The organism is bacterium, from assembly GCA_026129405.1.
Lineage (GTDB): Bacteria > Desulfobacterota > Binatia > DP-6 > DP-6 > JAHCID01.
In genome coordinates, this window is the sequence record JAHCID010000001.1 from 1,781,921 (window position 1) to 1,801,723 (window position 19,803).

Consider the following 19,803-nt stretch of genomic DNA (forward strand, 5'->3'; position numbering starts at 1 on the left):
CGGGACCGCGGTAGGCCGTACAAGCTCGGCACGCCTACGGCTCGGCACGGCTACGGGTGGCACGCGCCGCCGACGCACGTCTGGCCCGGGCCGCAGACCGCGTCCTCGTCGATCAGGCCGTCGGCGTCGTTGTCGATGCCGTCGCAGCCGTCGGGCGACTCGTAGCAGAGCCACTGGGCCGGATTCTGTGCCTGCGCCGCGGTGGTGCAGGGCAGCAGCGCCGGGTTGCCCTTCGGGGTGCCGGCGGTGATCGAGGTCGCGAAATTGTTGAGGCAGAGCGTGCGCTGGGTCGCATTGGCCCACGCGCAGCACTGCCCGAGGGGGCGCTGGTTGGCGAAGTGGCCGAAGCCTTCGTCGGTGCAGCCGTTGCAGTCGTCGTCTAGGTTGTTGCAGGTCTCCCGCTTGATGGCGCCGGTGACGATGGCCGTCAGCGCCTGGGTGAGCTGCCCTTCGTTGGCGGCGAAGAGCGCGGCGCCCGTGCCGCCGGCGGCGGCGATCTGATCGAGCTGCGCCTGCGTCCCGCCGGCGAAGTTGATCACCCACGTCTTCACGGCGAAGGCGTTGCCGCCGAGCGTGATGCCGGTCGCGAACAGCTGCTGCGCCGCCGCGACGGCGTCGGCGAGGGGGTCGCAGTTCTCGTCGCTGTCGGTGACGAGGACGACCTGGACCGGGCGGCAGGCGCGCTCACCGAGCGCGGCCGACGCCAGGGGGGTGGAGAACGTCGGGGCGCCGCCCGGGAACGTCCATTGGTTGGAGAGGTAGCGGTAGGCGTCGCGCAGCGCGCCGTTGAGCGGCGTGTTGCCGCCGGCGTAGAGCTCGGTGTTGCCGCTGCACGTGTTGTCGAACCAGGCGAGGAAGCTGGGGGCGTTCTGCGGGTTCGGCGGCGTCAGCAGATTGTCGTCCTGCGCGATCGGGACGACGATGTTGGCGCCGGCGCGCGTCGCTCCGCTGCCCGGCCCGCATCCGTTGGCTCCGCCCGGCAGATCGCTCGTGACGCACGTGCCGCACCCGGCGTCGCAACCCGTCTGCTGCGAGGCGTAGGTGGCGAGGCCGAAGTTGGCGAGACCCGCATAGGCGTTGATCGTGTTGCGGAGCGCGCAGCGCAGATGACCGAGCCGGGTGTTCGGGTAGCCGCAGGCGTTCGCCGCCGCGACCGCGGTGGTGAGGGACGCGCTCGAGTCGGCGATGACGAGGAAGTACGGCTTCGACGGCTGCGGCCAGCTCGCCGGGTCCGAAGACAGGCAGGCGGCGGGCTCCTGCGCGTGCGCCGTGCCGACGAGGACGACGGCGGCGACGAGGGCGAACACCGGGGCGAGCGTCGAGCGAATCGCGAGCATGTCCGTGGCTCTCCTCTGGGCGGCGGTCACAGCCGCGGATCCTGCGTGAAGCAGCAACGGAACCCGGTGTCGCGGGAGCCGAAGGTCTGGTCGACGGTGAACGTAGCGAACGTGCAGGTGGCGCCGCCTTCGAGCTGCGTCAGGGCCGAGCCCCCGAGCGCCGTGTAGGTGTTCGGGCCGGTGGCCTTGGTCAGCTCGCGCAGGTTGCCGGTGACGTCGAAGACCTTGTTCGTCGCCGCGGTGTTGCCGAAAAGCGCCGACCAGTCGGCGTAGCAGCTCTGGAGCAACGGCGAGCCGCCGGGCAGCACGTCGTCCTGGTTGCCGGCCGTGACGACGTTGGTGTCGAACGCCGCCAGGTTGCAGAACTTGCTGCCGGTCGCAGGCTGCTGGCAGGACGCCGCCGTGCGCGGGGCATAGCCCCAGGTGCAGGACACGGTCGCGGCGCACGCGGTCTGCGCCTGCGCCGTGGTGCACAGCGCGCCGCCGGCGGTCGCGCAGGCCTGCTCCGCTTCCGGGCCGGTGACGTTGCTCCAGCCGAGGCGGCCCGGCGCCGACGTCGGCGGCGTCTTGTCGAGCGTCGAGCCGGCCGGCGTCTGCGCGAGGGTGGTGTAGCCGTTGCCGCGCCCCGGCGACGTCGCCGTGGCCGCCGAGCGGCTCGCCTCGTAGCTGTAGATCCAGAGCGACGCGCCGATCTGGGTGACGACGGGCTTCACGAAGAACCCGCCGTTCGCGCCCTTGGCGTTGAACGTCTCGTCGACGGCGCCGTCGCAGTCGTTGTCGATGCCGTCGGCGACCTCGGTGCAGCCGCCGGGCAGCGTGGCGCAGTCGGCGGTCACCGCGGAGCAGACGAGCTCGGTGCCGCTGCACACCTTCGTGCCGGTGGTGCGGCAGGCGCCGTCGCCGGGAAACCGGTTGTCGTCGCTGTGGCAGACGGCGCCGACGCCCGGCGCGTCGTCGACGACGCCGTTGCAGTCGTTGTCCACGCCGTCGCAGACCTCCGGCGCCGGCACGCACGGGACGGTGCTCGTCGTCGAGCTGGTGGTGGTCGTCGTCGTGGTCTCGACGGTGGTCGTGGTGCTCTCGGTGGTGGTGGTCGTGCTCTCGGGGATCGACGTCGTCGTGCTGGTCGTGGCGACGACGCACGACGCCTCCAGCGTCGGCTTCCCGATCTGGAACTGCGCGGCGCCCTTGTTCTTCACCTGACCGTCGAGGAAGGCGACGCTGTAGGAGTCGCCGCCGCCGAGCTCGAGGAGCAGGCAGGCGTCGGTCCCGGGGTTCGGCGGCACCACGCCCACGGGTGCGCGCTTGGCGTCGATGCCGACCGCGATCTGGAAGACGCCGGAGCCCGACTTCTTCAGCTGGAGCTTCTTCACCGGGCCGTTGGCACCCTTGGCGTCGGCGTACTTGAAGCCCTTCGCGGCGTCGCCGATCCAGAACGGCTTGCCGGTCGCCGGGTCGAGGCCGGCGGGAAGGATCCAGGTCTCGCGTGTCGGCGTGCCGCCGCCGGCGCCGACGGTGAGCGTGGCGCCGTTCGCGAGCGGATCACCCACCAGCGTGTTCGTGCTGCCTTTCTCCTTGGCGACGCCGGTGATCTTGCGCTTCTCGGGCGTGCTCGGATTCTTCACCTGGAGCTTGCTGCCGAGGATGGTCTGATCGGCGCCGTGCACGGGCGGCACGGCGACGGCGAGCAGCAGCACGCAGTACGAGAGCAGGCGCATAGGATCCCTCCCCGGACGAATCGTCGGGGACTAACATGGCGGGCCGAGGTCGGGCAGGGACGCCGCGCGACAAAGTTGGGGACCGCCGACGCCACTCGACCCGGCGGCGCCCCGCGAGGACCGGTCTCCTCGCGCGGGAGATTGAAAGGAGCGGTGTCGAAGCGGCAAGATGGTGCGAACCTCAACGACGGGAGTCGTATCGCATGCGAACCTGGACTCGGGCTGTCGTGCCGCTGGCGCTGGTCGCCCGGTTGGCGTCGGTAGCGTCGGCGCAATCGCAGGACCTCCAGAAGCTCGTCGCACCCATCGCGCTCTATCCCGACGCGCTGGTGGCGCAGATCCTCCCCGCGTCGACCCAGCCGGTTCAGGTGGTGGAGGCGGCGCGCGCGGTGGCGGGCGGACAACGCCCCGACGAGGCGACGGCCGGGCAATGGGACGCGAGCGTCCAGGCGCTGCTGTCGTATCCGTCGGTCCTCAAGATGATGAACGACAAGATCGGCTGGACGACCCGCCTCGGGGAGGCCGTGGTGCAGGACCAGACCGGCGTCATGTCGGCGATCCAGGCGGTCCGGCGGCAGGCGCAGGCGGCGGGCAACCTGCAGTCGAACCAGCAGCAGGTCGTGAAGTCGCAGGGCGACGTCATCGTCATCGAGCCGGCGAATCCGGCCGTGATCTACGTGCCGCAGTACAACCCCGTCGCCATCCTGGCGCCGCCGCCGGCGTACGCCTACGCGCCGCTGATGACGTTCGGCATCGGCTTCGCGGCCGGCGCCGCCACCGCGTACGCGTGCGACTGGGGCTACCACGGCGGCTACAGCGTCACGGTGAACAACAACTATCACTACAGCTACAACAACAACTACAACGCGAACACGTACTACCACGGCGGCGGGTCGTACACGCGCTACAATCCCCAGACGGGCTCGAGCGGCACCTACCACGCGGGCAGCAACACCTACACCGGATACAACGCCCGGACCGGCACCTACGGCGCGTACAATCCGAACACGGGAAAGTACGGAACCTACAACCCGTCGACGAACCAGTACGACAAGGACGGCCAGAAGGGCACGTGGTCGCCGGGCCAGAACCGCAACACCGAGACGACCGGCAGCGGCAACCTCGGCGGCACCGGCGGCAACGGCTGGGGCGGACGGCACTCGGGCTGGGGCGGCGACGGCGGCTCGGGCGGCGACGCCTTCCACGGCCTCGGCGGCGGCGGCTTCGGGGCGCAGGAGGCGAGCGGTCGTGGCGCGGGCAGCAGCGGCGGCCGCGACTTCGGCGGCGGCTTCGGTGGCTTCGACCGCGGCGGCGGCTTCGGCGGGGGCGGGTTCGGCGGCGGCGGCTTCCGGGGCGGCGGCTTCCGGGGACGGCGATGAGGACGACCGACATGCGAACGCTTCCGATCCTGGCCGCCGTGGTGCTCGTCGCCGGCTGCGCCACCCATGCGCCCTCGGGCGCGCGCACGGGCGCGCCCCGCTTCTCCACGCCGAAGGCCGCCGTCGACGCGCTCCTCGCGGCATGCGGGACGAACGACGAGGCGAAGGTCGTGGCCGTCTTCGGCGAGCAGGCGCGGCCCGTCGTCAGCACGGGCGACCCGGTCGCCGACCGCGAGCGCTGCGACAAGCTGCTCGCGGCCGCGAAGGAGTCGCTGCGCCTCGACCCGATCGCGCCCGACACGGTCTCGGTCGTGCTCGGCGCCGACGACTGGGCGATGCCGATCCCGCTCGTGAAGGAGGGCAAGGGCTGGCACTTCGACCTCGCGGCCGGGATGGCGGAGATCCGCCGCCGCCGCATCGGCGCGAACGAGCTCGAAGCGATCGACGCGTGCCGCATCTACGTCGCGGCGCAGGACGAGTACGCCAAGCGACGCATCGCCGGCGGCGCCTACGCACAGCGGCTCGCCAGCACGCCGGGAAAGCGCGACGGCCTGTACTGGGCGTCGACGAAGGGCGGCCGGGACGCGAGCCCGCTGGCCCCGGTGGTCGCGTCGTTGGCGGACCCGTCGGGGGCATGGCGCGGCTACCGCTTCCGCGTGCTGGCCGCGCAGGGCAGCAGCGCGCCGGGCGGCGCGCGCAGCTACGTCGCCGGCGGGCGGATGACCCGCGGCTTCGCGCTGGTGGCGTATCCGGCGGTCTACGGCTCGACCGGGATCATGACCTTCGTCGTCGACGCGGGCGGCCGCGTCTACCAGAAGGACCTCGGCGCGCAGACGGACGCGGTGGCGGCGGCGATGACGGCGTACGATCCCGACCCGACCTGGACCCCGGCCGGCGGCTGAGGCAGGCCCGGATCGACGCCATGGCGCGCCGCCGGCGCGCGCAGGCCGCTCGTCGCTTGCGGCGGTCGGTGCGCGCAGCGGGAGCGGATGGTCGCGGTGTCGGCGGCGCGCTGTCGGTGTCCCACCCGTCGGGCCGACAGGCCTACGCCGTGATGGTGATCGCGGTCGCCGCGCGTGGAGAACGACGGGTCCTCCGCCGCGAGCATGGCGTTCGTGAGCGATCCATCGCGATCGACACGATCCGCGGCCGGGTGGAGCGCCTCTTCGCCAAGACGCGGACCAAGCGGCAGGGCGAGCTGGCGAGAGTGCCGTCGGTGGCGCTGATCGTGGCGCCCGGCGAGCGTGGCCATCGGGCGCGTCGCCTCGGGTGGAGGCAATGCGGCGATCGCTGCGCGGAGCCGCACCGCCCGCGCCGGACTTGACCGGGCCCGCCGGCACGGCAGACAACGACCGCATGCCCGCCCCCACCGAGCGCGCCGACGTGGTCGTCGTCGGCGCCGGATTCGCCGGCCTCACCGCCGCTCGGCGCCTGCGCGACGCCGGCAAGCGCGTCGTCCTCCTCGAGGCCCGCGACCGCGTCGGCGGGCGCTCGCTGAACCACGTGTGTGCCGACGGCAGCACCGTCGACATCGGGGCGCAGTGGGTCGGGCCGGGGCAGGAGCGGCTCTACGCGCTGGCGCGCGAGATGGGCGTCGCGTGGTACCCGACGTCGACCGCAGGCGCGTTCGTGCTCGAGGTCGACGGCACCACGTACCGCGACATCTTCACGCTGCCGCCCGAGGTGCTGACCGACTTCCTCGGCGCGCAGCAGCGGCTCGACGAGATGGCGCTCGAGGTCGACGTCGAGCGGCCCTGGGCGTCCGCGCGGGCGGCGGAGTGGGACGGCCAGACGGTCGAGACCTGGCTCACGAGCGAGTACGGCGCCGGCACCGCTGCCGCGCGCGGCGCCCTGCGGGTGGCGTTCCGCGCGGTGTTCGCGGCCGAGCCGGCATGCCTGTCGCTGCTCTTCGCGCTCTTCTACATCCGCGCCGCAGGCGGCTTCGATCCGCTGACGGGGATGGAGGGCGGGGCGCAGCAGGACATCTTCCTCGGCGGCTCGCAGGAGATCGCCGTGCGCCTGGCGGCGAAGCTCGGCGACGTGGTGCGTCTCGGGCAGCCCGTGCGCCGCATCGCGCAGGACGCGAACGGCGTGCGCGTCGTCGCCGACGGCTGCGTCGTCGAGGCGGCGCACGTCGTCGTGGCGCTGCCGCCGACGCTCGCCGGCCGCCTGGTGTACGAGCCGCCGATGCCCGCGGCGCGCGATCAGCTGACGCAGCGCATGCCGCACGGCTCGGTGATCAAGCTCCAGCTCGTCTACCCGAAGCCGTTCTGGCGCGACGACGGGCTGAGCGGCAACTCGGCGAGCGACGCCGGTCCCGTCGACGCGACCATGGACGGCAGCCGCCCGAACGCCGAACGCGGCATCCTGGTCGCCTTCCTCGAGGGCGACCACGCGCGGGCGCTCGGCGCGATCGACCCCGTCGCACGGCGCGCGGCGGTGCTCCAGCACCTGGAGCGCCTCTTCGGCCCGCAGGCGGCGCACCCGATCGAGCTCGTCGAGCGCGACTGGTCGGCCGAGGAGTACACGCGCGGCTGCTACGGCGCGCACCTGCCGCCGGGCGTGTGGACGCGCTACGGGCCGGTGCTGCGCGAGCCGGTCGGCCGCATCCACTGGGCCGGCACCGACTCGGCGACGGTCTGGGCCGGCTACATGGACGGCGCGATCGAGTCGGGCGAGCGTGCGGCCGACGCCGTCCTCGCGGGTCTCGTCACTGGAAGCGCCTGATCGTGCGCCCGGTGTGGAGGCCGAGGTCGGTGGTGTCGTCGTTCGACGCCGGCACGGCGCACGTCGCCGTCACGAGCGTTTCGGACGGCGTGACCGGGTAGCTGGCCTCGGCGGGGCTGCTGGCCGGGTTCCCGGGCCGGCCGGCCCGGGCCGCAGGCCGTCTCGTCCGCGCCCAGCGGCACGACCCGTTCGCCGGCGCGCCGCGAATAGGCGCTCGTCGGCGGCCGACGAGCGTGTGGCGCGCCGGAGTCCTTCCGGGAGCGCTGCGATCGGCCCGCGGCGGATGTGCGCGGCGCTTCCGCCACGGGCGTATGGCTCCGCCCCCCGGTGGCCGGGACGGTGCGACGACGTCCGGGAGGGACCCGACCGGCCCGGGGCGGGCCGGATGCGTCCGGTGGTAGACCGCCGCCGCCATGCATGTCAGGGTCGTGCGCCATGCCGCACGATCTCGACCTGATCCTCACCCTGACCGGCGGCTTCACGGCGGCCCTTGCCCTCGGCATCCTCACCCAGCGGCTGGGCCTGTCGCCGATCGTCGGCTACCTCGTCGCCGGCATCCTCGTCGGCCCCTTCACGCCGGGCTTCGTGGCCGACAACTCGATCGCCACCCAGGCGGCCGAGATCGGCGTCATCTTGCTGATGTTCGGGGTCGGCCTGCACTTCCATCTGAAGGACCTGATGGCGGTGCGGCGGGTCGCGATCCCGGGCGCGGTGGCCCAGATCGCGGTGGCGACCATCCTCGGCGCGGTCGTCACGCGGATGTTCGGGTGGTCGTGGACCGCGGGCATCGTCTTCGGCATGGCCATCTCGGTGGCCAGCACGGTCGTGCTGACGCGCGTCCTCGCCGACAACCAGGCGCTGCACACGCCGAGCGGCCACATCGCGATCGGCTGGCTCATCGTCGAGGACCTGTTCACGATCCTGGTGCTGGTCCTCTTGCCCGCGCTCTACGGCGCGGGCGCCGAGGCGAGCGGATCCCTGTGGACGACGCTCGGGCTCGCGCTCCTCAAGCTGAGCGCGCTCGTGGTCTTCACGCTCGTCGCCGGCCAGCGGGTGATCCCGTGGCTCTTGGGGCTGGTCGCGCGCATGCGCTCGCGCGAGCTGTTCACGCTGACGGTCCTGGTGCTGGCGCTCGGCATCGCGGTCGGCTCGGCCAAGTTCTTCGGCGCCTCGATGGCGCTCGGCGCGTTCCTCGCCGGCATGGTCGTCGGCCAGTCGGAGTTCAGCGCGCGGGCGGCGTCGGACGCGCTGCCGATGCGGGACGCCTTCGCCGTCCTCTTCTTCGTCTCCGTGGGGATGCTCTTCGACCCGGCCGTGGTGGCGAACGGGCTCGGGCTCATGCTCGCGACGCTGGCCGTCGTCGTCATCGGCAAGCCCATCGCCGCCATCGCCGTGGTGCTGTTCTTCGGCCGGCCGATCCGTTCGGCGCTCTCGATCGCCGTCGCGCTGGCGCAGATCGGCGAGTTCTCGTTCATCCTGGCGGCGCTCGCGATCTCGCTCGGCATCCTGCCGACCGAGGCGACGAACGCGCTGGTGGTCGCGTCCGTGGTCTCGATCACGATCAACCCGCTCCTCTACAAGGCCGTCGACCCGGTGTCGGACTGGCTGGCATCGCGCGGCTGGGACCGGCGGCCCGCCGGGCCCGAGACGAACGTCGAGCCCGTCGACGAGGCGGCCCATCGCGTCGTCGTCGTCGGCTACGGCCCGGTCGGCCGTACCCTGAGCCGCATCCTGCGCGACAACGAGATCCAGGTGGTGGTCATCGAGATGAACATCGAGACCGTGCAGTCGCTGCTCGCCGCCGGACGCCCGGTCGTCTACGGCGACGCCGCGCAGCGGGAGATCCTGCACCACGCCGGCATCGAGGAGGCGCAGACGCTCATCATCGCGGCGTCGAGCGTCGACGCGGGCGAGGTCGTACGCGTCGCGCGCGAGCTGAATCCGAAGCTCCAGGTCTTCGTGCGAACCGCCTACCTGCGCGAGGCCGCGGCGCTGCGGGCGCTGGGCGTCGACGCGGGCTTCTCGGGCGAGGGCGAGATCGCGATCGCGATGGCGGTGTCGTTGATGGAGCGCCTCGGCGCGACCGCGGTGCAGATCGACGCCGAGCGCGACCGCATCCGTCGCGAGCTGTTCGTGGAGCCGGAGAACGGCGCCCAGACGGACGCCGTGGACGGCGGGGAGACCCGCACCGCGACGGCCTGAGCGGCGGAGACGACTCAGCCGAACCGGTAGCCCTTCGGCACGACGACCACGCCGCCCTCGCTCACGACGAAGCGGCGCCGGTCCTCCTCGGGGTCGTAGCCGATGGTCGTCCCGGGCGGGATCACGACGCCCTTGTCGACGATGGCGCGGCGGATGCGGGCGTAGCGGCCGACGTCGACGTCGTCGAACAGGATCGACTCGCTGACGTTCGAGAAGCTGTTCACGCGCACGCGCAGGCCGAGGATGGAGCGGTCGACGTGGCCGCCGCTGATGATGCAGCCCTCGGAGACCATCGAGTCGGTGGCGATGCCGACGCGGTTCTGGTCCTTGTCCGAGAACACGAACTTGGCCGGTGCGGACGGGTAGTACGCCGTGAAGATCGGCCAGGCCGGGTTGTAGAGCGAGAAGCTCGGCGACACCGAGACGAGGTCTTCGGAGGCCTGCCAGTACGCGTCGAGCGTGCCGATGTCGCGCCAGTAGCCGCGCTCGTGCTCGCGCATGCCGGGGATCTCGTTGGTCGAGAAGTCGTAGGCCAGCAGGCGGCCCGACGGCACCAGCGTGGGCAGGATGTCGCGGCCGAAGTCGTGCGTGGAGTCGGGGCGTTCCGCGTCGGCGGTGATCGAGCGCGTCAGCGTGTCGGTGCGGAAGATGTAGAGGCCCATCGACGCGAGGCGGGTGCCCGTCGTGCCCGGCGCGACCACCGGCTTCTCGACGAAGCCCGTGACCCGCCCGCGCGCGTCGGTCTCGACGATGCCGAAGCCGCTCGCCTCCTCGGCCGGCACCGGGATCACGGCGACCGTGGCGTCGGCCTCGTGCTCGATGTGGAACGCCAGCATCTGGCGGACGTCCATCTTGTAGATGTGGTCCGCGCCGAAGACGGCGACGTGGTCGGGACGCTCGTTCTCGACCACATCGAGGTTCTGCAGCACGGCGTCGGCGCTGCCCTGGAAGAAGCGCGGCCCGAGGTTCATCGCCGGCGGCACCGGGGCGACGTAGTGGCCGACCTGCGCCGCGAGCTGCCAGCCGCGGGCCAGGTGCTGCATCAGCGAGCCGGCCTTGTACTGGGTGATGACCGACAGCTTGTAGACGCCGGAGTTGAGGAAGTTCGAGAGGACGAAGTCGATGATGCGGTAGCGGCCCCCGAAGGGGACGGCCGGCTTGGCGCGGTCGCGCGTGAGGGGATACAGCCGCTTTCCCTCGCCCCCCGCGAGGATCAGTCCGACCACGGAAGGACTCTGCACGATCGCCATCGAACGTCCGACCCGTTCGATATAGCCGGCGGGTTCCACGGGGAAAAGCCTCGCGTGGCAGGCGCGTGGAAGTTGACGCGCGCCGCCGCGGCGGATAGCTCGCCCGCATGGCGCGGATGGGGCGATCGGCGCCGTCGCGCGGGCTCGACGTGGCGGGGGTCTGTGCGGTGGTGGCGATGGGAGCGGGGCCGCTCCTGGCATGGCTGCGGGTGGTCTCGGGCCTCTCCGGCTTCGTCGTCTTCGCGCTCGGCGGGTTGCTGGCCACGCTGGTCTCGCTGGCGGCGGTCGTGCAGGCGGTGCGCGGCCACGGGTTCTCCCGCGCGCGCATGCTGACCGCGCTCGCCGGCCTCGGCTTCGTCGCGCTCGCCGCCGGCAGCCGCGGCGCGCCCGCCATCAACGACTTCACGACCGACCTCGACGACCCGCCCGCCTTCACCCACGCGGCGGCGCTCGGCGCGAACCGCGGCCGCGACCTCGCCTATCCGCCCGCGTTCGCGGCGGTGCAGCGCTCGTGCTGCGCCGACCTCGGCCCCGTCACCGTGCACCGCGCGCCGCCGGAGGCCTTCGAGCTGGCGCGTCGCGTAGCCGTCGGCATGCCGGCCTGGACGGTCACCTGGGCCGATCCCACGCGCGGGCTCCTCGAGGCGACGTCGACGTCGCAGGTGTTCGGCTTCGTCGACGACGTCGTCATCCGCGTCCGGCCCGACGCGAGCGGCGCCGGCGCGAGCCGCGTCGACATGCGCTCCAAGTCGCGCGACGGCCGCGGCGACATGGGCGTCAACGCCAACCGCATTCGCGCCTACGCGGCGGCGCTCGCGATGCAGGCGGGCAACGGCGGATGAAGCGCGCGCTGCTCGTCGCGCTGGTCGTCGTCGTCGTCGGCATCGGCTTCATCCGTGTGCTCTACGGCGGCGGTGCGCGGCTCGAGGACCGCACCACGGCCCCCGAGATCTCGACGCGCGCGATCGAGACCGTCGCCAACCTGCCGTTTCCGCCCGGCAACATCGCGGTCTCCGCCGAGGGCCGCGTCTTCTTCACGTACCATCCCGACGCGGCGCCGCCGCTGAACGTCCTCGAGCTGGTGGACGGCGAGCCCGTGCCCTATCCGTCGGCCGAGTTCGCCGACTGGCAGACGGTGCTGTCGCTGCGCATCGATCGCCAGAACCGGCTCTGGGCGCTCGATCACGCGGGGTACGGGCGCGGCACGCCGCGCCTCCTCGCCTTCGACCTCGCGACCGACGCCGAGGTCTACCGCTACGAGTTCGACGACGACGTCGCCGGCACGCTGTCGATGCTGAACGACTTCCAGGTCGACCCCGCCGGCGAGACCATCTACATCGCCGACGCGAGTCCGATCGTGCACAAGCCCGCGATCCTCGTGCACGACGTCCGCACGCGCACGACGCGGCGGGTGCTCGACCAGCACCCCTCCGTCGAGACCGAGGACTACCGCATCCAGGCGCAGGGCCGCGACATGGTCGTGCTCGGCATCTACACGCTGCGCATCGGCGTCGACTCGATCGCGCTCGACCGCCGCGGCGAGTGGCTCTACTACGGCCCGGTGACCGGCGCGACGCTGTGGCGCGTGCGCGCCGCGGACCTGCGTGACCCGGCGCTGTCGCCCGAGGCGCTCGCCGCGCGCGTGGAGTCGTACGCGCCGAAGACGATCAGCGACGGCATGTCGAGCGACGACCAGGGCAACCTGTATCTCACCGATCCCGAGCACGGCGCCGTGCTCGCCGTCGGGCCCGACCGTCGTCTGCGCACGCTCGTGAAGGACCCGATGCTGCGCTGGCCCGACGGCCTCTCGTTCGGTCCCGACGGCTGGCTCTACCTGACGTGCAGCGCGCTCGAAGTCGTGCTGTTCACGGCCGGCAGCGCCGTCGAGGACAACGCGCCGTATCAGATCTACCGCTTCAAGCCCGGCGGCACGGCGCCGGCCGGCCAGTAGGGCGCCGGCTCAGCGCCCGAGGCTGGATCCGGCCAGCGCCGGGGGCAGGGCGTCCTCGCCGCCGTACTCGATCAAGAGCCGCCGCGCGTCGGCGTTGGTCGGATCGAGGAGCATGGCGCGGCGCAGGAGGCGCACGCCCTGCGGCCGGTCGCCGCCCAGCAGGCGGGGCAGGGCGCAGAGGAAGCCGCCCTTCGCGGCGATGGCCTCGGCCCAGTCGGGCGCCAGCGTGAGGACGTGGTCGATGAGCCGTCGCATGCGGCGGACCTCGCCGAGCGCCGGGATGCCGAGGCCGAGCAGCTGGCGGCGACGGCCGAGCGCGCAGAACACGGCGAGGTGGGCGGCGGGATCGTCGGGCGCCGCGGCGAGCGCGATCTCGGCCCCGGTGCGCACGTGCTCCAGCGCCTCGAGCCGCGCCTCGGGCGGCAGGGGGTCGGTGGCACGGCAGGCCGCGAAGGCGACGTCTCCAGGCGTGGGCGCGCGTTCGGGCTCCGCCGCCGCCGGAGCGGCGAGCACGAGCAGCGAGAGGAGGAGCCAGCGCGCGGTGGGCATGACGGCAACCGCTGCGCTGCGACGTCGCAACCCGCGTGCCGTCGGGCTGCACCGCCGGCGCGTACTTCGACGCGCTGCACGAGTATGCAGCCGCGTCCGATCGTGCAGCGGGGCACGCTTGCGCGCGCCGCTGCTCGCCGGGAGCCGGGCGGCGTGGCTACCGCCGCCCGCCTCCGGCGCGCGTCAGTCCCAGGTGGCCTTCCAGGTGTCGTCGTGTCCGGCGAGCAGCGCCGTCGCCGCCGTCGCCGTCTCGGGCCCGAGGTCCTTCTCGTAGACCCGTCCCTTGCGCGCCACCTGGAAGGTGTAGACGCCGGTCAGGCCGTGCGCGCTCGGGTACGCGATCAGCGTCGGCCGCTGGCGCGTGCCGACCACACGGTAGGCGTAGCCGTAGGCGTGCTTCGGCGCGTCCCCGCCGCGCTCGGCCCACGCCCGGCAGGTGGCGATGGCCGTGAGCTCGTCCTCGCCGACGCGGCGGCGCAGGATCTCCTGCTGGCCCGCGGCGGCGTCGAAGCGCCACCCCGAGGCGTCCTGTACGAGCGGCACCGGCACGGGATAGTCGTCGACGCCGACGACCAGCACGGCGCCCTGTCGCCAGGGGTCGAGGCGCATCATCTGGTCGGCGGCGTCGACGAGGCGCTTGCAGCGCGCGGTGTCGCGCGCCGGATCGCCGCTGGCGAACAGCGGCGGCTCGCTGCTGCCGAGGATCACGTGCACTGCCGCGAGGTCGCCGGTCCGGCAGGCCTGGACGAGCGCGTCCGCAGCCTCCTTCGGCGTCGCGAACGTGTCGTGCGGCGCCTTCGGCTTCGTCGTCTTCGGCCCGCAGGCCGCGACGGTGCACAGGAGGAGCGCGGTGCCCAGCGCGATCGTCGTCCGCATCGTCGTCCCCTTCCGCTCAGCGCCGGCCACGGCCGCCGCCTCCGAACCCGCCGAAGCCGCCGCCATGACCGCCGCCACCCCAGCCGCCACCGCCGAAGCCGCCGCCGCGGCCGAAGCCGCCGCCGCCGAAGCCGTCGCCGCCGAAGCCGTCGCCGCCGAAGGAGCGGGCGCCGCGGTCGCTCGCGTCACGCGCGCCCCAGCCGTCGCCGCCCATGCCGCGGAAGCCGTCGTCGCCGAAGCCGCCGCCGTGGCCGCCGCCGAAGCCGTCGTCGCGCTTGGCGCCGCCGTCGCCGAAGCCGCCGCCCTTGCCGAAGCCGTCGTCGTGCCCGCCGAAGCCGTCGTCGCCCCAGCGGCCGCCGTCGCCGCCGAGCTTGCCCTGGTCCACCGGGCGATTCGCGCCGGGATAGGTGTTGGTGATGTGGCCGACGTTCTTCGGCGCGTTCCAGCTCGAGTAGCGCGCGTTGTTCACGTTGACGTTGTTGACGTTCGTGGTGTGGTTCCAGTGGTAGTTGTTGTTCACCGTGATGCTGCCGCCGCCGCCCCAGCCCCAGCCGCCGCCCCAGTGGCAGGCGTAGGCGGTGAAGTAGCCGGCGGCGAAGCCCGCGCCGAAGGTGAGCAGGCCGTAGCCCGGCGTCGCCCACAGCGGCGCCGGCTGGAGGATGGCGACGGGGTCGTACTGCGGCACGTAGATCACCTGCGGGTTCGTCGGCGCGATGACGATGGTGTCGCCCTGCGTGGAGACCGTCTGCTGCGCGTTAGAGGTCAGGTTTCCCGCCTGCTTCGCCTTGTCACGCACGCGCTGGATCGCATCCATCACCGCCTGCTGGTTCTGCGACACGGCCTGGCCGAGCTCCGTCGTCCAGCTGAGGCGGTCGTTCATCATGGTGATGACCGACGGCACGGAGACGAGCGCCTGGATGCTCGGGTCCCACGCGTTCATGTCCGCCGCCGACGGCTTGCCGCCGTTCTGGAGATCACGCGCGGCCTCGACGATCTCCACCGGGTAGGTCGACGCGGGCAGGATGTGGGCGACGAGCGCGTCGGGGTAGAGCGCGATCGGCGCCACCAGCGTGTCGAGCTGCTGCGGCGTCGGCGCAGTGCTCTGCGCGAGGCCGGTGCGCGTGCCGGCGAGCGTCAGGCCCGCGGCGAGCACCACCGCCAGGGCACGATGCGCCGCGTGCCATCGGACCCTCGAGGTCCCGTCCATCATCCGCCGTTCCTCCCTGCCGCGTCGGCGTCGGCGCGCCGCACGGGCTGCTAGGGGTCTAGCGACGGACGGTGTGGGTCTCAAGTCTGGGAACGGTCAGACGTCTGACACCCGCTGGAGCAGCAGCGTGGGAACGCCGGCGGTGTGCGAGCGCACCGTCGCGACGATGGTCCCCGGGCGCATCCCCGTACGCACCTCGCTGACGTCCACGCCGGCGGCCACGAGGCGCCCGCGTACGAGCGGCAGGTCGGCGACGCGATAGCTGACGCCGTGCAGGGCGTCGGGGACGTCGCGCGACGCGGGCGCGGGGAGGGGCGTCGCCAGCTCGAGCGTGATGCCGTTCGAGCGGAAGAAGAGCAGGCGCAGGCCGCGCTCCGGGAACGGACGATCGAGGGCGAGACGCAGGCCGGCGCGATCACGCCACAGCGCGATGGCACGCTCGGCGTCGGCGGAGCGGATCACGACGTGGTCGATCGCGATGCCGCCGACGGCGGGCGCCGGCGGCGGCACGCCGGGGGCGACCTCGATCGTCGGGCCGAGGAAGTCGGCGGGGGGCGTTTCGACTCCGGCGGCGTGAAAGCGCAGCGACTCGATGCCGTCGCGGCCGGGCGCGATCTCGACCGCGCCGCGCTCCAGCGCGAAGCGCGCGCCGCCGTCGCCGAGCGGCGTCGGTGGGACGCCGAGCAGGCGCGCGTAGTCCGCGATCGTCGCGGCGGGATCGTCGGCGCCGATGCGGACCGCGTCGAGGAGCATCGTCCCCGCGTAGCCGCGGACCGCTTCCCAGGCAAGGCGGTGGCGGCTACGCTCCGCGCCATGCGGCGGTGGCTCCTGGTGGGCGTGGTGGCGGTGGTCGCCGTCGCCACGGCGCTCGGCGTGGCGCTCGCCCGGCTCGACGACTGGCTGGAGGCGAATCGCACGTGGCTGACGACGCAGGTGTCGGAGGCGCTCGGCCGGCCGGTCGCCTACGAGCGGCTGTCCGTCTCGATGCGGGGCGGCGTCGAGGTCGAGGGCGTGCGCATCGGCGAGGACGCAGCCTGGGGCGAGGGCGACTTCCTCCGCGCGGCCCGCGTCCTCGTGCGGCTGCGGTTCCTGCCCCTGCTCGTGGGCCACTACCGGATCGCCGAGGTCGTGCTGGCGGAGCCGGCGGTGACGCTCGTGCGCGACGGCACGGCGTGGAACGTCGACTCCTTGGGCCATCGTCCGCCGTCGCGCGTCCGGCACGAGACGTGGGGCGTGCGGCGGGTCGCCGACCCCGCGCCGGCGGCGCCCGGCCGCGACGCGATCCCGTTCCCCGTGGCGTCGCTCGTGATCGGGCGGCTCACGATCGACGACGGCACCGTGCGCCTCGTCGATCGGCGGACCGCCCCGCCGCGCGAGCTCCTGCTGCGTGCGGTGGCGCTCGAGGCCTCGCCGGTCGGGCTGCATGCGCCGATCGACGTCACGCTGCGCGCGTCGCTGCTCGACGCCGCCGCGCCGAACCTCCGCCTCGACGGCACGGTCGGCCCCGTCGACAATCCCCCGGCGCCCGACACCATGGCGGTCGACGTCACGGCCGAGCTGGCCCCGATCGAGCTGGCGGCGCTGCGGCACGCGCTGCCGGAGCTGGACGCCGCGCTGCCGCCCCCGCTGGTCGTCGAGGGGCCGCTCAGCGTCCGGCTGGTCGCCCGCGGTAGGCGCCCGGAGCTGGCGCTCGAAGCCACGATCGTCGCGACCGGCGCGCGCGTCGCGCACGGCACGTTCTTCGACAAGCCGGCGGGCGTGCCGCTGCGCGTGGAGACCCGTAGCCGGCACACCGACGAGGCGGTCGTCGTCGAGGCGGCGGCCATCCGCGGCGACGGCCTCGACGCGACCGCGCACGGCACCGTCACGACGTCGACGCCCCCCCGGCTCGATCTCCAGCTCGACACCGGCCGCACGTCGTTCGAGCGCCTCGAAGGGCTCGTGCCCGTGCTCCGCGGCAACGATCTCGGCGGCGCCTTCGAGCTCCATCTGCGCGCGCTCGGCCCCGCCGACGCCGCCCGCCCGCCGGCGCTCGACGGCACGCTCGCGCTGTACGACGTTCGCGTGCGCCCGCCGGGCGCGCCGGCCGGCGTGTCGGGCCTCACGACCACCGTGCGCTTCGAGGGCGACACGGCGACGCTGCCCCCGACCCGCGTCCGCGTCGGCAGCGGCACGCTGACGGCGAGCGGCATGGTGCGCGACCTCGCCGCGCCGAGCGGCGCCTTCCGCATCGAGGCCGACGCGATCACGCTCGCCGACCTCGGTCTGCCGCAGGAGGGCACGCGCCCCGACGTGCTGCGCGACCTCGCCGTCGACGCCCAGCTCGGCGGCGACGGCGTGCGTCTCGTCGTGCGCGCCGCCGAGGCCACGCTGCGCGACGCCGATCTGCGGCGGCTCACGACCAGCGTGCGCTGGCAGGATCCGATCGCGACCGTCGAGTCGTTCGACGCCCAGGCTTTCGGCGGCACGTTGGCCGGCACCGGCACGCTCGACCTCACCGACCGCGCCGCCCCGCGCTTCGCCGTCGACGGCACCGCCCGCGGCCTCGTGCTCGCGCAGCTGGCGGCGTTGCGCGGCGACGACGGCCTCGCGGACCGCGTCGAGGGCACCGTCGACGCGTCGGCCGCGCTGCGCGGCACGGCCGGCCCCCCGAAGGTGCTGCGCCGCTCCCTCGTCGGCACCGCCCGCCTCGACGTCCGCGACGGCGCCGTGAAGGGCGTGAACCTCCTGGGCGGCGTCGTCGCCGGCATCGGCGGCCTGCCCGTTCTCGGCGACCTCGTCAGCAACCGCTTCCGGGAGAAGCGTCCCGCGCTCCTCGGCGCCACCAACACCCGCTTCGACCGCCTCCAGGCCACCGCCCGCGTCGCCGACGGCGCCGCCCGCACCAACGACCTCGTCCTGACCGCGCCCGAGTACACGGTCACGATGGCCGGCACGATCGGTCTCGCCGGCGCCGTCGACGCCGAGGGCACCCTCACCGCCGGCCGCGGCCTGACCGCCGACGTCGTCGCCAGCATCCGCGAAGCCCGCTTCATCACCAACGACGCCGGCCTCATCGCGGTCCCCTTCCACGTCTCCGGAACCCTCCCCAACGTGACCGTGAAACCCGACCCGAGCCTGTTCGTGAGGGCCCTGCGCGGCGGCCTCCTCGAGGAGGGCGTCGGCAAGCTCCTCGGCGGCGGCGCGAAGGCGGGGAAGGGCGTGGGGAAGGAGACGGAGAACCTGCTCAAGAAGGGGCTCAACGGGCTCCTCGGGCGCTGAGGGGGGCGCGGCCGGTGGGCGCGGTCTCCCGCGCGGCGGGGGATTCGAGGGATTCCTGGGTGGGAGGTGCGGCAGGCTGCGGGCGCTCGGGTTCGGCCCGTGGCGCCGCTACGAGGGCACCGCCAGCACCGCACCCCGGAGCGATGCATCACCCTGGAACGCGAGACCCTCGACGCCGTCGTGCGTGCGATCATTCTGCCGCACGCACACGAGCGCGTTGCGCGGCGCGCGTCAGATCCTCTCGTCCTCTCGGGTGGCGCGGGGGCGACTCGGCCGGGTCCGCGGGGAAGCCGGGGTCTCCCGCGCTGCGGCGGAACGGATGCAGAGACTCTGGAGGCGAGCGCGGCGCCCGATCACGGCCCGCGTCGTCGCGTCGGCTGCGGCCGCTCGGCCGGGTCGAGCAGCCCGTGCCGCCGCCACCCTCACCGCCCGAGCCAGGTTCGCGCCGTCACCACGGGCGCGGTCGGTGCCGCCTCCACGCGATGCGTCCAGCCCGGGAACCAGCGCGCCGACGAGCACGGATCGAAGCGCGGCCCCTCGGCGTCGCCGTGCTTGCGGCGATTCTGCAGCACGTAGACGAGCGCGTTGCGCACGGCGCGCGGGCTGGTCAGATCGCGTGCGTGGTAGCGATCGCCCCAGAGCGCGCCGCGTCGCCCGAGCAGCGCGTTGACGCGTTTCGCGACCCGCACCGCGAGCCCCTGAACGCCGCGCGCGAGCGCCGGCGGCGTATCCGCTTCGACGACGAGATGGACGTGGTCGCGCTGGACGGAGAAGGCGACGACGCGGAACGCCGCCCCCGAGGCGCGGGCGAGTGCCGCGCGCACCACCGGGAAGAGGGACGCGTTGCGCAGCGAGACGGGCAGGGAGACGGCGCGGAGCGTGACGTGCGCGGGGGCGCGGCCGTCGTGCAGGGCGCGCGGGCGGTGCGGCATGTTGCGGCGTGACCCGGTCGGCTTGCGGCCGGCGCCGGCCCGTCGCCCGCCGTGCCGGCGAATGGTGAATTCGCGCCGGGCCATGGCTTGATTGTGCAAGGATTAGCTGAAAGATAGCAGGCTGTCAAGTGTGCCTCTGGTCCGGGCGGTGGGGTCTGTGGTGCGAGCCCGATGGCGACGGTGGCAGCGCCGCGCGGCGCCAGCGGCCGCGCGGAGCGGAAGGCCGACGAATCACGGCGAGCGGCGGCGCGTCTTCAGGGCGCGCGTGTCGTCGTGCTCCGCGTGCGGCGTGCTCCGCGTGCGGCGGCCGTGGGGCGACGCGTCGACCTCCTGCCCTCGACGGACGCGTGCCCGACTCCGAGTCCATCGCCGGCAGGTCGAGTGGAAGCTGGTGTACCGCCGTCCACGTGCGAT

General features: G+C 73.6%; 16 protein-coding genes. 8 read left to right on the forward strand and 8 right to left on the reverse strand.

All coding sequences use genetic code 11. From position 1 onward, the window contains the following. Nucleotides 1–50: 50 nt before the first annotated feature. Both KIT14_08060 and KIT14_08065 read right to left on the reverse strand, forming a co-directional pair. Nucleotides 51–1,337, reverse strand: a complete 1,287-nt coding sequence (locus KIT14_08060) for a hypothetical protein (GenBank protein MCW5890491.1) — start codon at nt 1,335–1,337, stop codon at nt 51–53. A gap of 26 nt (nt 1,338–1,363) precedes the next feature. Further along, on the reverse strand, nt 1,364–3,055 hold the full coding sequence (locus KIT14_08065) for a putative metal-binding motif-containing protein (GenBank protein ID MCW5890492.1): 1,692 nt from the start codon (nt 3,053–3,055) through the stop codon (nt 1,364–1,366). A gap of 203 nt (nt 3,056–3,258) precedes the next feature. On the opposite strand from KIT14_08065, the gene KIT14_08070 reads away from it, so the two are divergent. From KIT14_08070 to KIT14_08090, 5 genes are all read left to right on the forward strand, one after another. After that, complete coding sequence (locus KIT14_08070; GenBank protein MCW5890493.1) at nt 3,259–4,434, forward strand: DUF3300 domain-containing protein; 1,176 nt, start codon at nt 3,259–3,261, stop codon at nt 4,432–4,434. Nucleotides 4,435–4,445: 11 nt separating this feature from the next. Further along, nucleotides 4,446–5,336 (forward strand): DUF2950 domain-containing protein, encoded by an 891-nt coding sequence (locus KIT14_08075; GenBank protein ID MCW5890494.1) that lies wholly within the window; start codon nt 4,446–4,448, stop codon nt 5,334–5,336. 20 nt (nt 5,337–5,356) lie between these two features. Then, a complete protein-coding gene (locus KIT14_08080) occupies nt 5,357–5,758 on the forward strand; it encodes a hypothetical protein (protein ID MCW5890495.1) in 402 nt (133 codons plus the stop codon). A 32-nt stretch (nt 5,759–5,790) separates the two neighbouring features. Further along, a complete protein-coding gene (locus tag KIT14_08085; GenBank protein ID MCW5890496.1) occupies nt 5,791–7,161 on the forward strand; it encodes a flavin monoamine oxidase family protein in 1,371 nt (456 codons plus the stop codon). A 435-nt stretch (nt 7,162–7,596) separates the two neighbouring features. Continuing rightward, complete coding sequence (locus KIT14_08090) at nt 7,597–9,363, forward strand: cation:proton antiporter (GenBank protein ID MCW5890497.1); 1,767 nt, start codon at nt 7,597–7,599, stop codon at nt 9,361–9,363. A gap of 14 nt (nt 9,364–9,377) precedes the next feature. On the opposite strand, the gene glgC is transcribed toward KIT14_08090, so the two are convergent. Then, on the reverse strand, nt 9,378–10,613 hold the full coding sequence (gene glgC / locus KIT14_08095; GenBank protein MCW5890498.1) for a glucose-1-phosphate adenylyltransferase: 1,236 nt from the start codon (nt 10,611–10,613) through the stop codon (nt 9,378–9,380). A 107-nt stretch (nt 10,614–10,720) separates the two neighbouring features. Between glgC and KIT14_08100 the strand changes: the two genes are divergently transcribed. Together KIT14_08100 and KIT14_08105 are read left to right on the forward strand one after the other, a co-directional pair. Then, nucleotides 10,721–11,455 (forward strand): DUF1499 domain-containing protein, encoded by a 735-nt coding sequence (locus KIT14_08100; protein MCW5890499.1) that lies wholly within the window; start codon nt 10,721–10,723, stop codon nt 11,453–11,455. After that, nucleotides 11,452–12,564 carry a hypothetical protein gene (locus KIT14_08105; GenBank protein MCW5890500.1) on the forward strand — a complete coding sequence of 371 codons (1,113 nt, stop codon included), beginning with the start codon at nt 11,452–11,454 and terminating at the stop codon, nt 12,562–12,564. Before KIT14_08100 ends, KIT14_08105 begins: the two co-directional genes overlap by 4 nt. Before the next feature lie 9 nt (nt 12,565–12,573). Here the strand turns inward: KIT14_08105 and KIT14_08110 are convergent, their stop codons facing one another. The 4 genes from KIT14_08110 to KIT14_08125 all read right to left on the reverse strand — a co-directional run bounded on the left by KIT14_08110 (nt 12,574) and on the right by KIT14_08125 (nt 15,949). Further along, nucleotides 12,574–13,113, reverse strand: coding sequence for a hypothetical protein (locus KIT14_08110; GenBank protein MCW5890501.1), 540 nt, complete (start codon nt 13,111–13,113; stop codon nt 12,574–12,576). 183 nt (nt 13,114–13,296) lie between these two features. Further along, a complete protein-coding gene (locus KIT14_08115; GenBank protein ID MCW5890502.1) occupies nt 13,297–13,989 on the reverse strand; it encodes a DUF2950 family protein in 693 nt (230 codons plus the stop codon). A 16-nt stretch (nt 13,990–14,005) separates the two neighbouring features. Beyond that, nucleotides 14,006–15,199, reverse strand: a complete 1,194-nt coding sequence (locus KIT14_08120) for a DUF3300 domain-containing protein (protein ID MCW5890503.1) — start codon at nt 15,197–15,199, stop codon at nt 14,006–14,008. A 93-nt stretch (nt 15,200–15,292) separates the two neighbouring features. After that, on the reverse strand, nt 15,293–15,949 hold the full coding sequence (locus KIT14_08125) for a VOC family protein (GenBank protein MCW5890504.1): 657 nt from the start codon (nt 15,947–15,949) through the stop codon (nt 15,293–15,295). Nucleotides 15,950–16,009: 60 nt separating this feature from the next. Here KIT14_08125 and KIT14_08130 point away from each other — a divergent pair, with 60 nt between their 5' ends. After that, nucleotides 16,010–18,457, forward strand: a complete 2,448-nt coding sequence (locus KIT14_08130) for an AsmA family protein (protein ID MCW5890505.1) — start codon at nt 16,010–16,012, stop codon at nt 18,455–18,457. A 422-nt stretch (nt 18,458–18,879) separates the two neighbouring features. Here the strand turns inward: KIT14_08130 and KIT14_08135 are convergent, their stop codons facing one another. Further along, on the reverse strand, nt 18,880–19,473 hold the full coding sequence (locus tag KIT14_08135; GenBank protein MCW5890506.1) for a transposase: 594 nt from the start codon (nt 19,471–19,473) through the stop codon (nt 18,880–18,882). Between the last annotated feature and the right edge of the window lie 330 nt (nt 19,474–19,803).

Coding starts and splice junctions, on each gene's coding strand:
- KIT14_08060 (MCW5890491.1), bottom strand. CDS start 1,337: ATGCTCGCGATTCGCTCGACGCTCGCCCCGGTGTTCGCCCTCGTCGCC.
- KIT14_08065 (MCW5890492.1), bottom strand. CDS start 3,055: ATGCGCCTGCTCTCGTACTGCGTGCTGCTGCTCGCCGTCGCCGTGCCG.
- KIT14_08070 (MCW5890493.1), top strand. CDS start 3,259: ATGCGAACCTGGACTCGGGCTGTCGTGCCGCTGGCGCTGGTCGCCCGG.
- KIT14_08075 (MCW5890494.1), top strand. CDS start 4,446: ATGCGAACGCTTCCGATCCTGGCCGCCGTGGTGCTCGTCGCCGGCTGC.
- KIT14_08080 (MCW5890495.1), top strand. CDS start 5,357: ATGGCGCGCCGCCGGCGCGCGCAGGCCGCTCGTCGCTTGCGGCGGTCG.
- KIT14_08085 (MCW5890496.1), top strand. CDS start 5,791: ATGCCCGCCCCCACCGAGCGCGCCGACGTGGTCGTCGTCGGCGCCGGA.
- KIT14_08090 (MCW5890497.1), top strand. CDS start 7,597: ATGCCGCACGATCTCGACCTGATCCTCACCCTGACCGGCGGCTTCACG.
- glgC (MCW5890498.1), bottom strand. CDS start 10,613: ATGGCGATCGTGCAGAGTCCTTCCGTGGTCGGACTGATCCTCGCGGGG.
- KIT14_08100 (MCW5890499.1), top strand. CDS start 10,721: ATGGCGCGGATGGGGCGATCGGCGCCGTCGCGCGGGCTCGACGTGGCG.
- KIT14_08105 (MCW5890500.1), top strand. CDS start 11,452: ATGAAGCGCGCGCTGCTCGTCGCGCTGGTCGTCGTCGTCGTCGGCATC.
- KIT14_08110 (MCW5890501.1), bottom strand. CDS start 13,113: ATGCCCACCGCGCGCTGGCTCCTCCTCTCGCTGCTCGTGCTCGCCGCT.
- KIT14_08115 (MCW5890502.1), bottom strand. CDS start 13,989: ATGCGGACGACGATCGCGCTGGGCACCGCGCTCCTCCTGTGCACCGTC.
- KIT14_08120 (MCW5890503.1), bottom strand. CDS start 15,199: ATGATGGACGGGACCTCGAGGGTCCGATGGCACGCGGCGCATCGTGCC.
- KIT14_08125 (MCW5890504.1), bottom strand. CDS start 15,949: ATGCTCCTCGACGCGGTCCGCATCGGCGCCGACGATCCCGCCGCGACG.
- KIT14_08130 (MCW5890505.1), top strand. CDS start 16,010: ATGCGGCGGTGGCTCCTGGTGGGCGTGGTGGCGGTGGTCGCCGTCGCC.
- KIT14_08135 (MCW5890506.1), bottom strand. CDS start 19,473: ATGGCCCGGCGCGAATTCACCATTCGCCGGCACGGCGGGCGACGGGCC.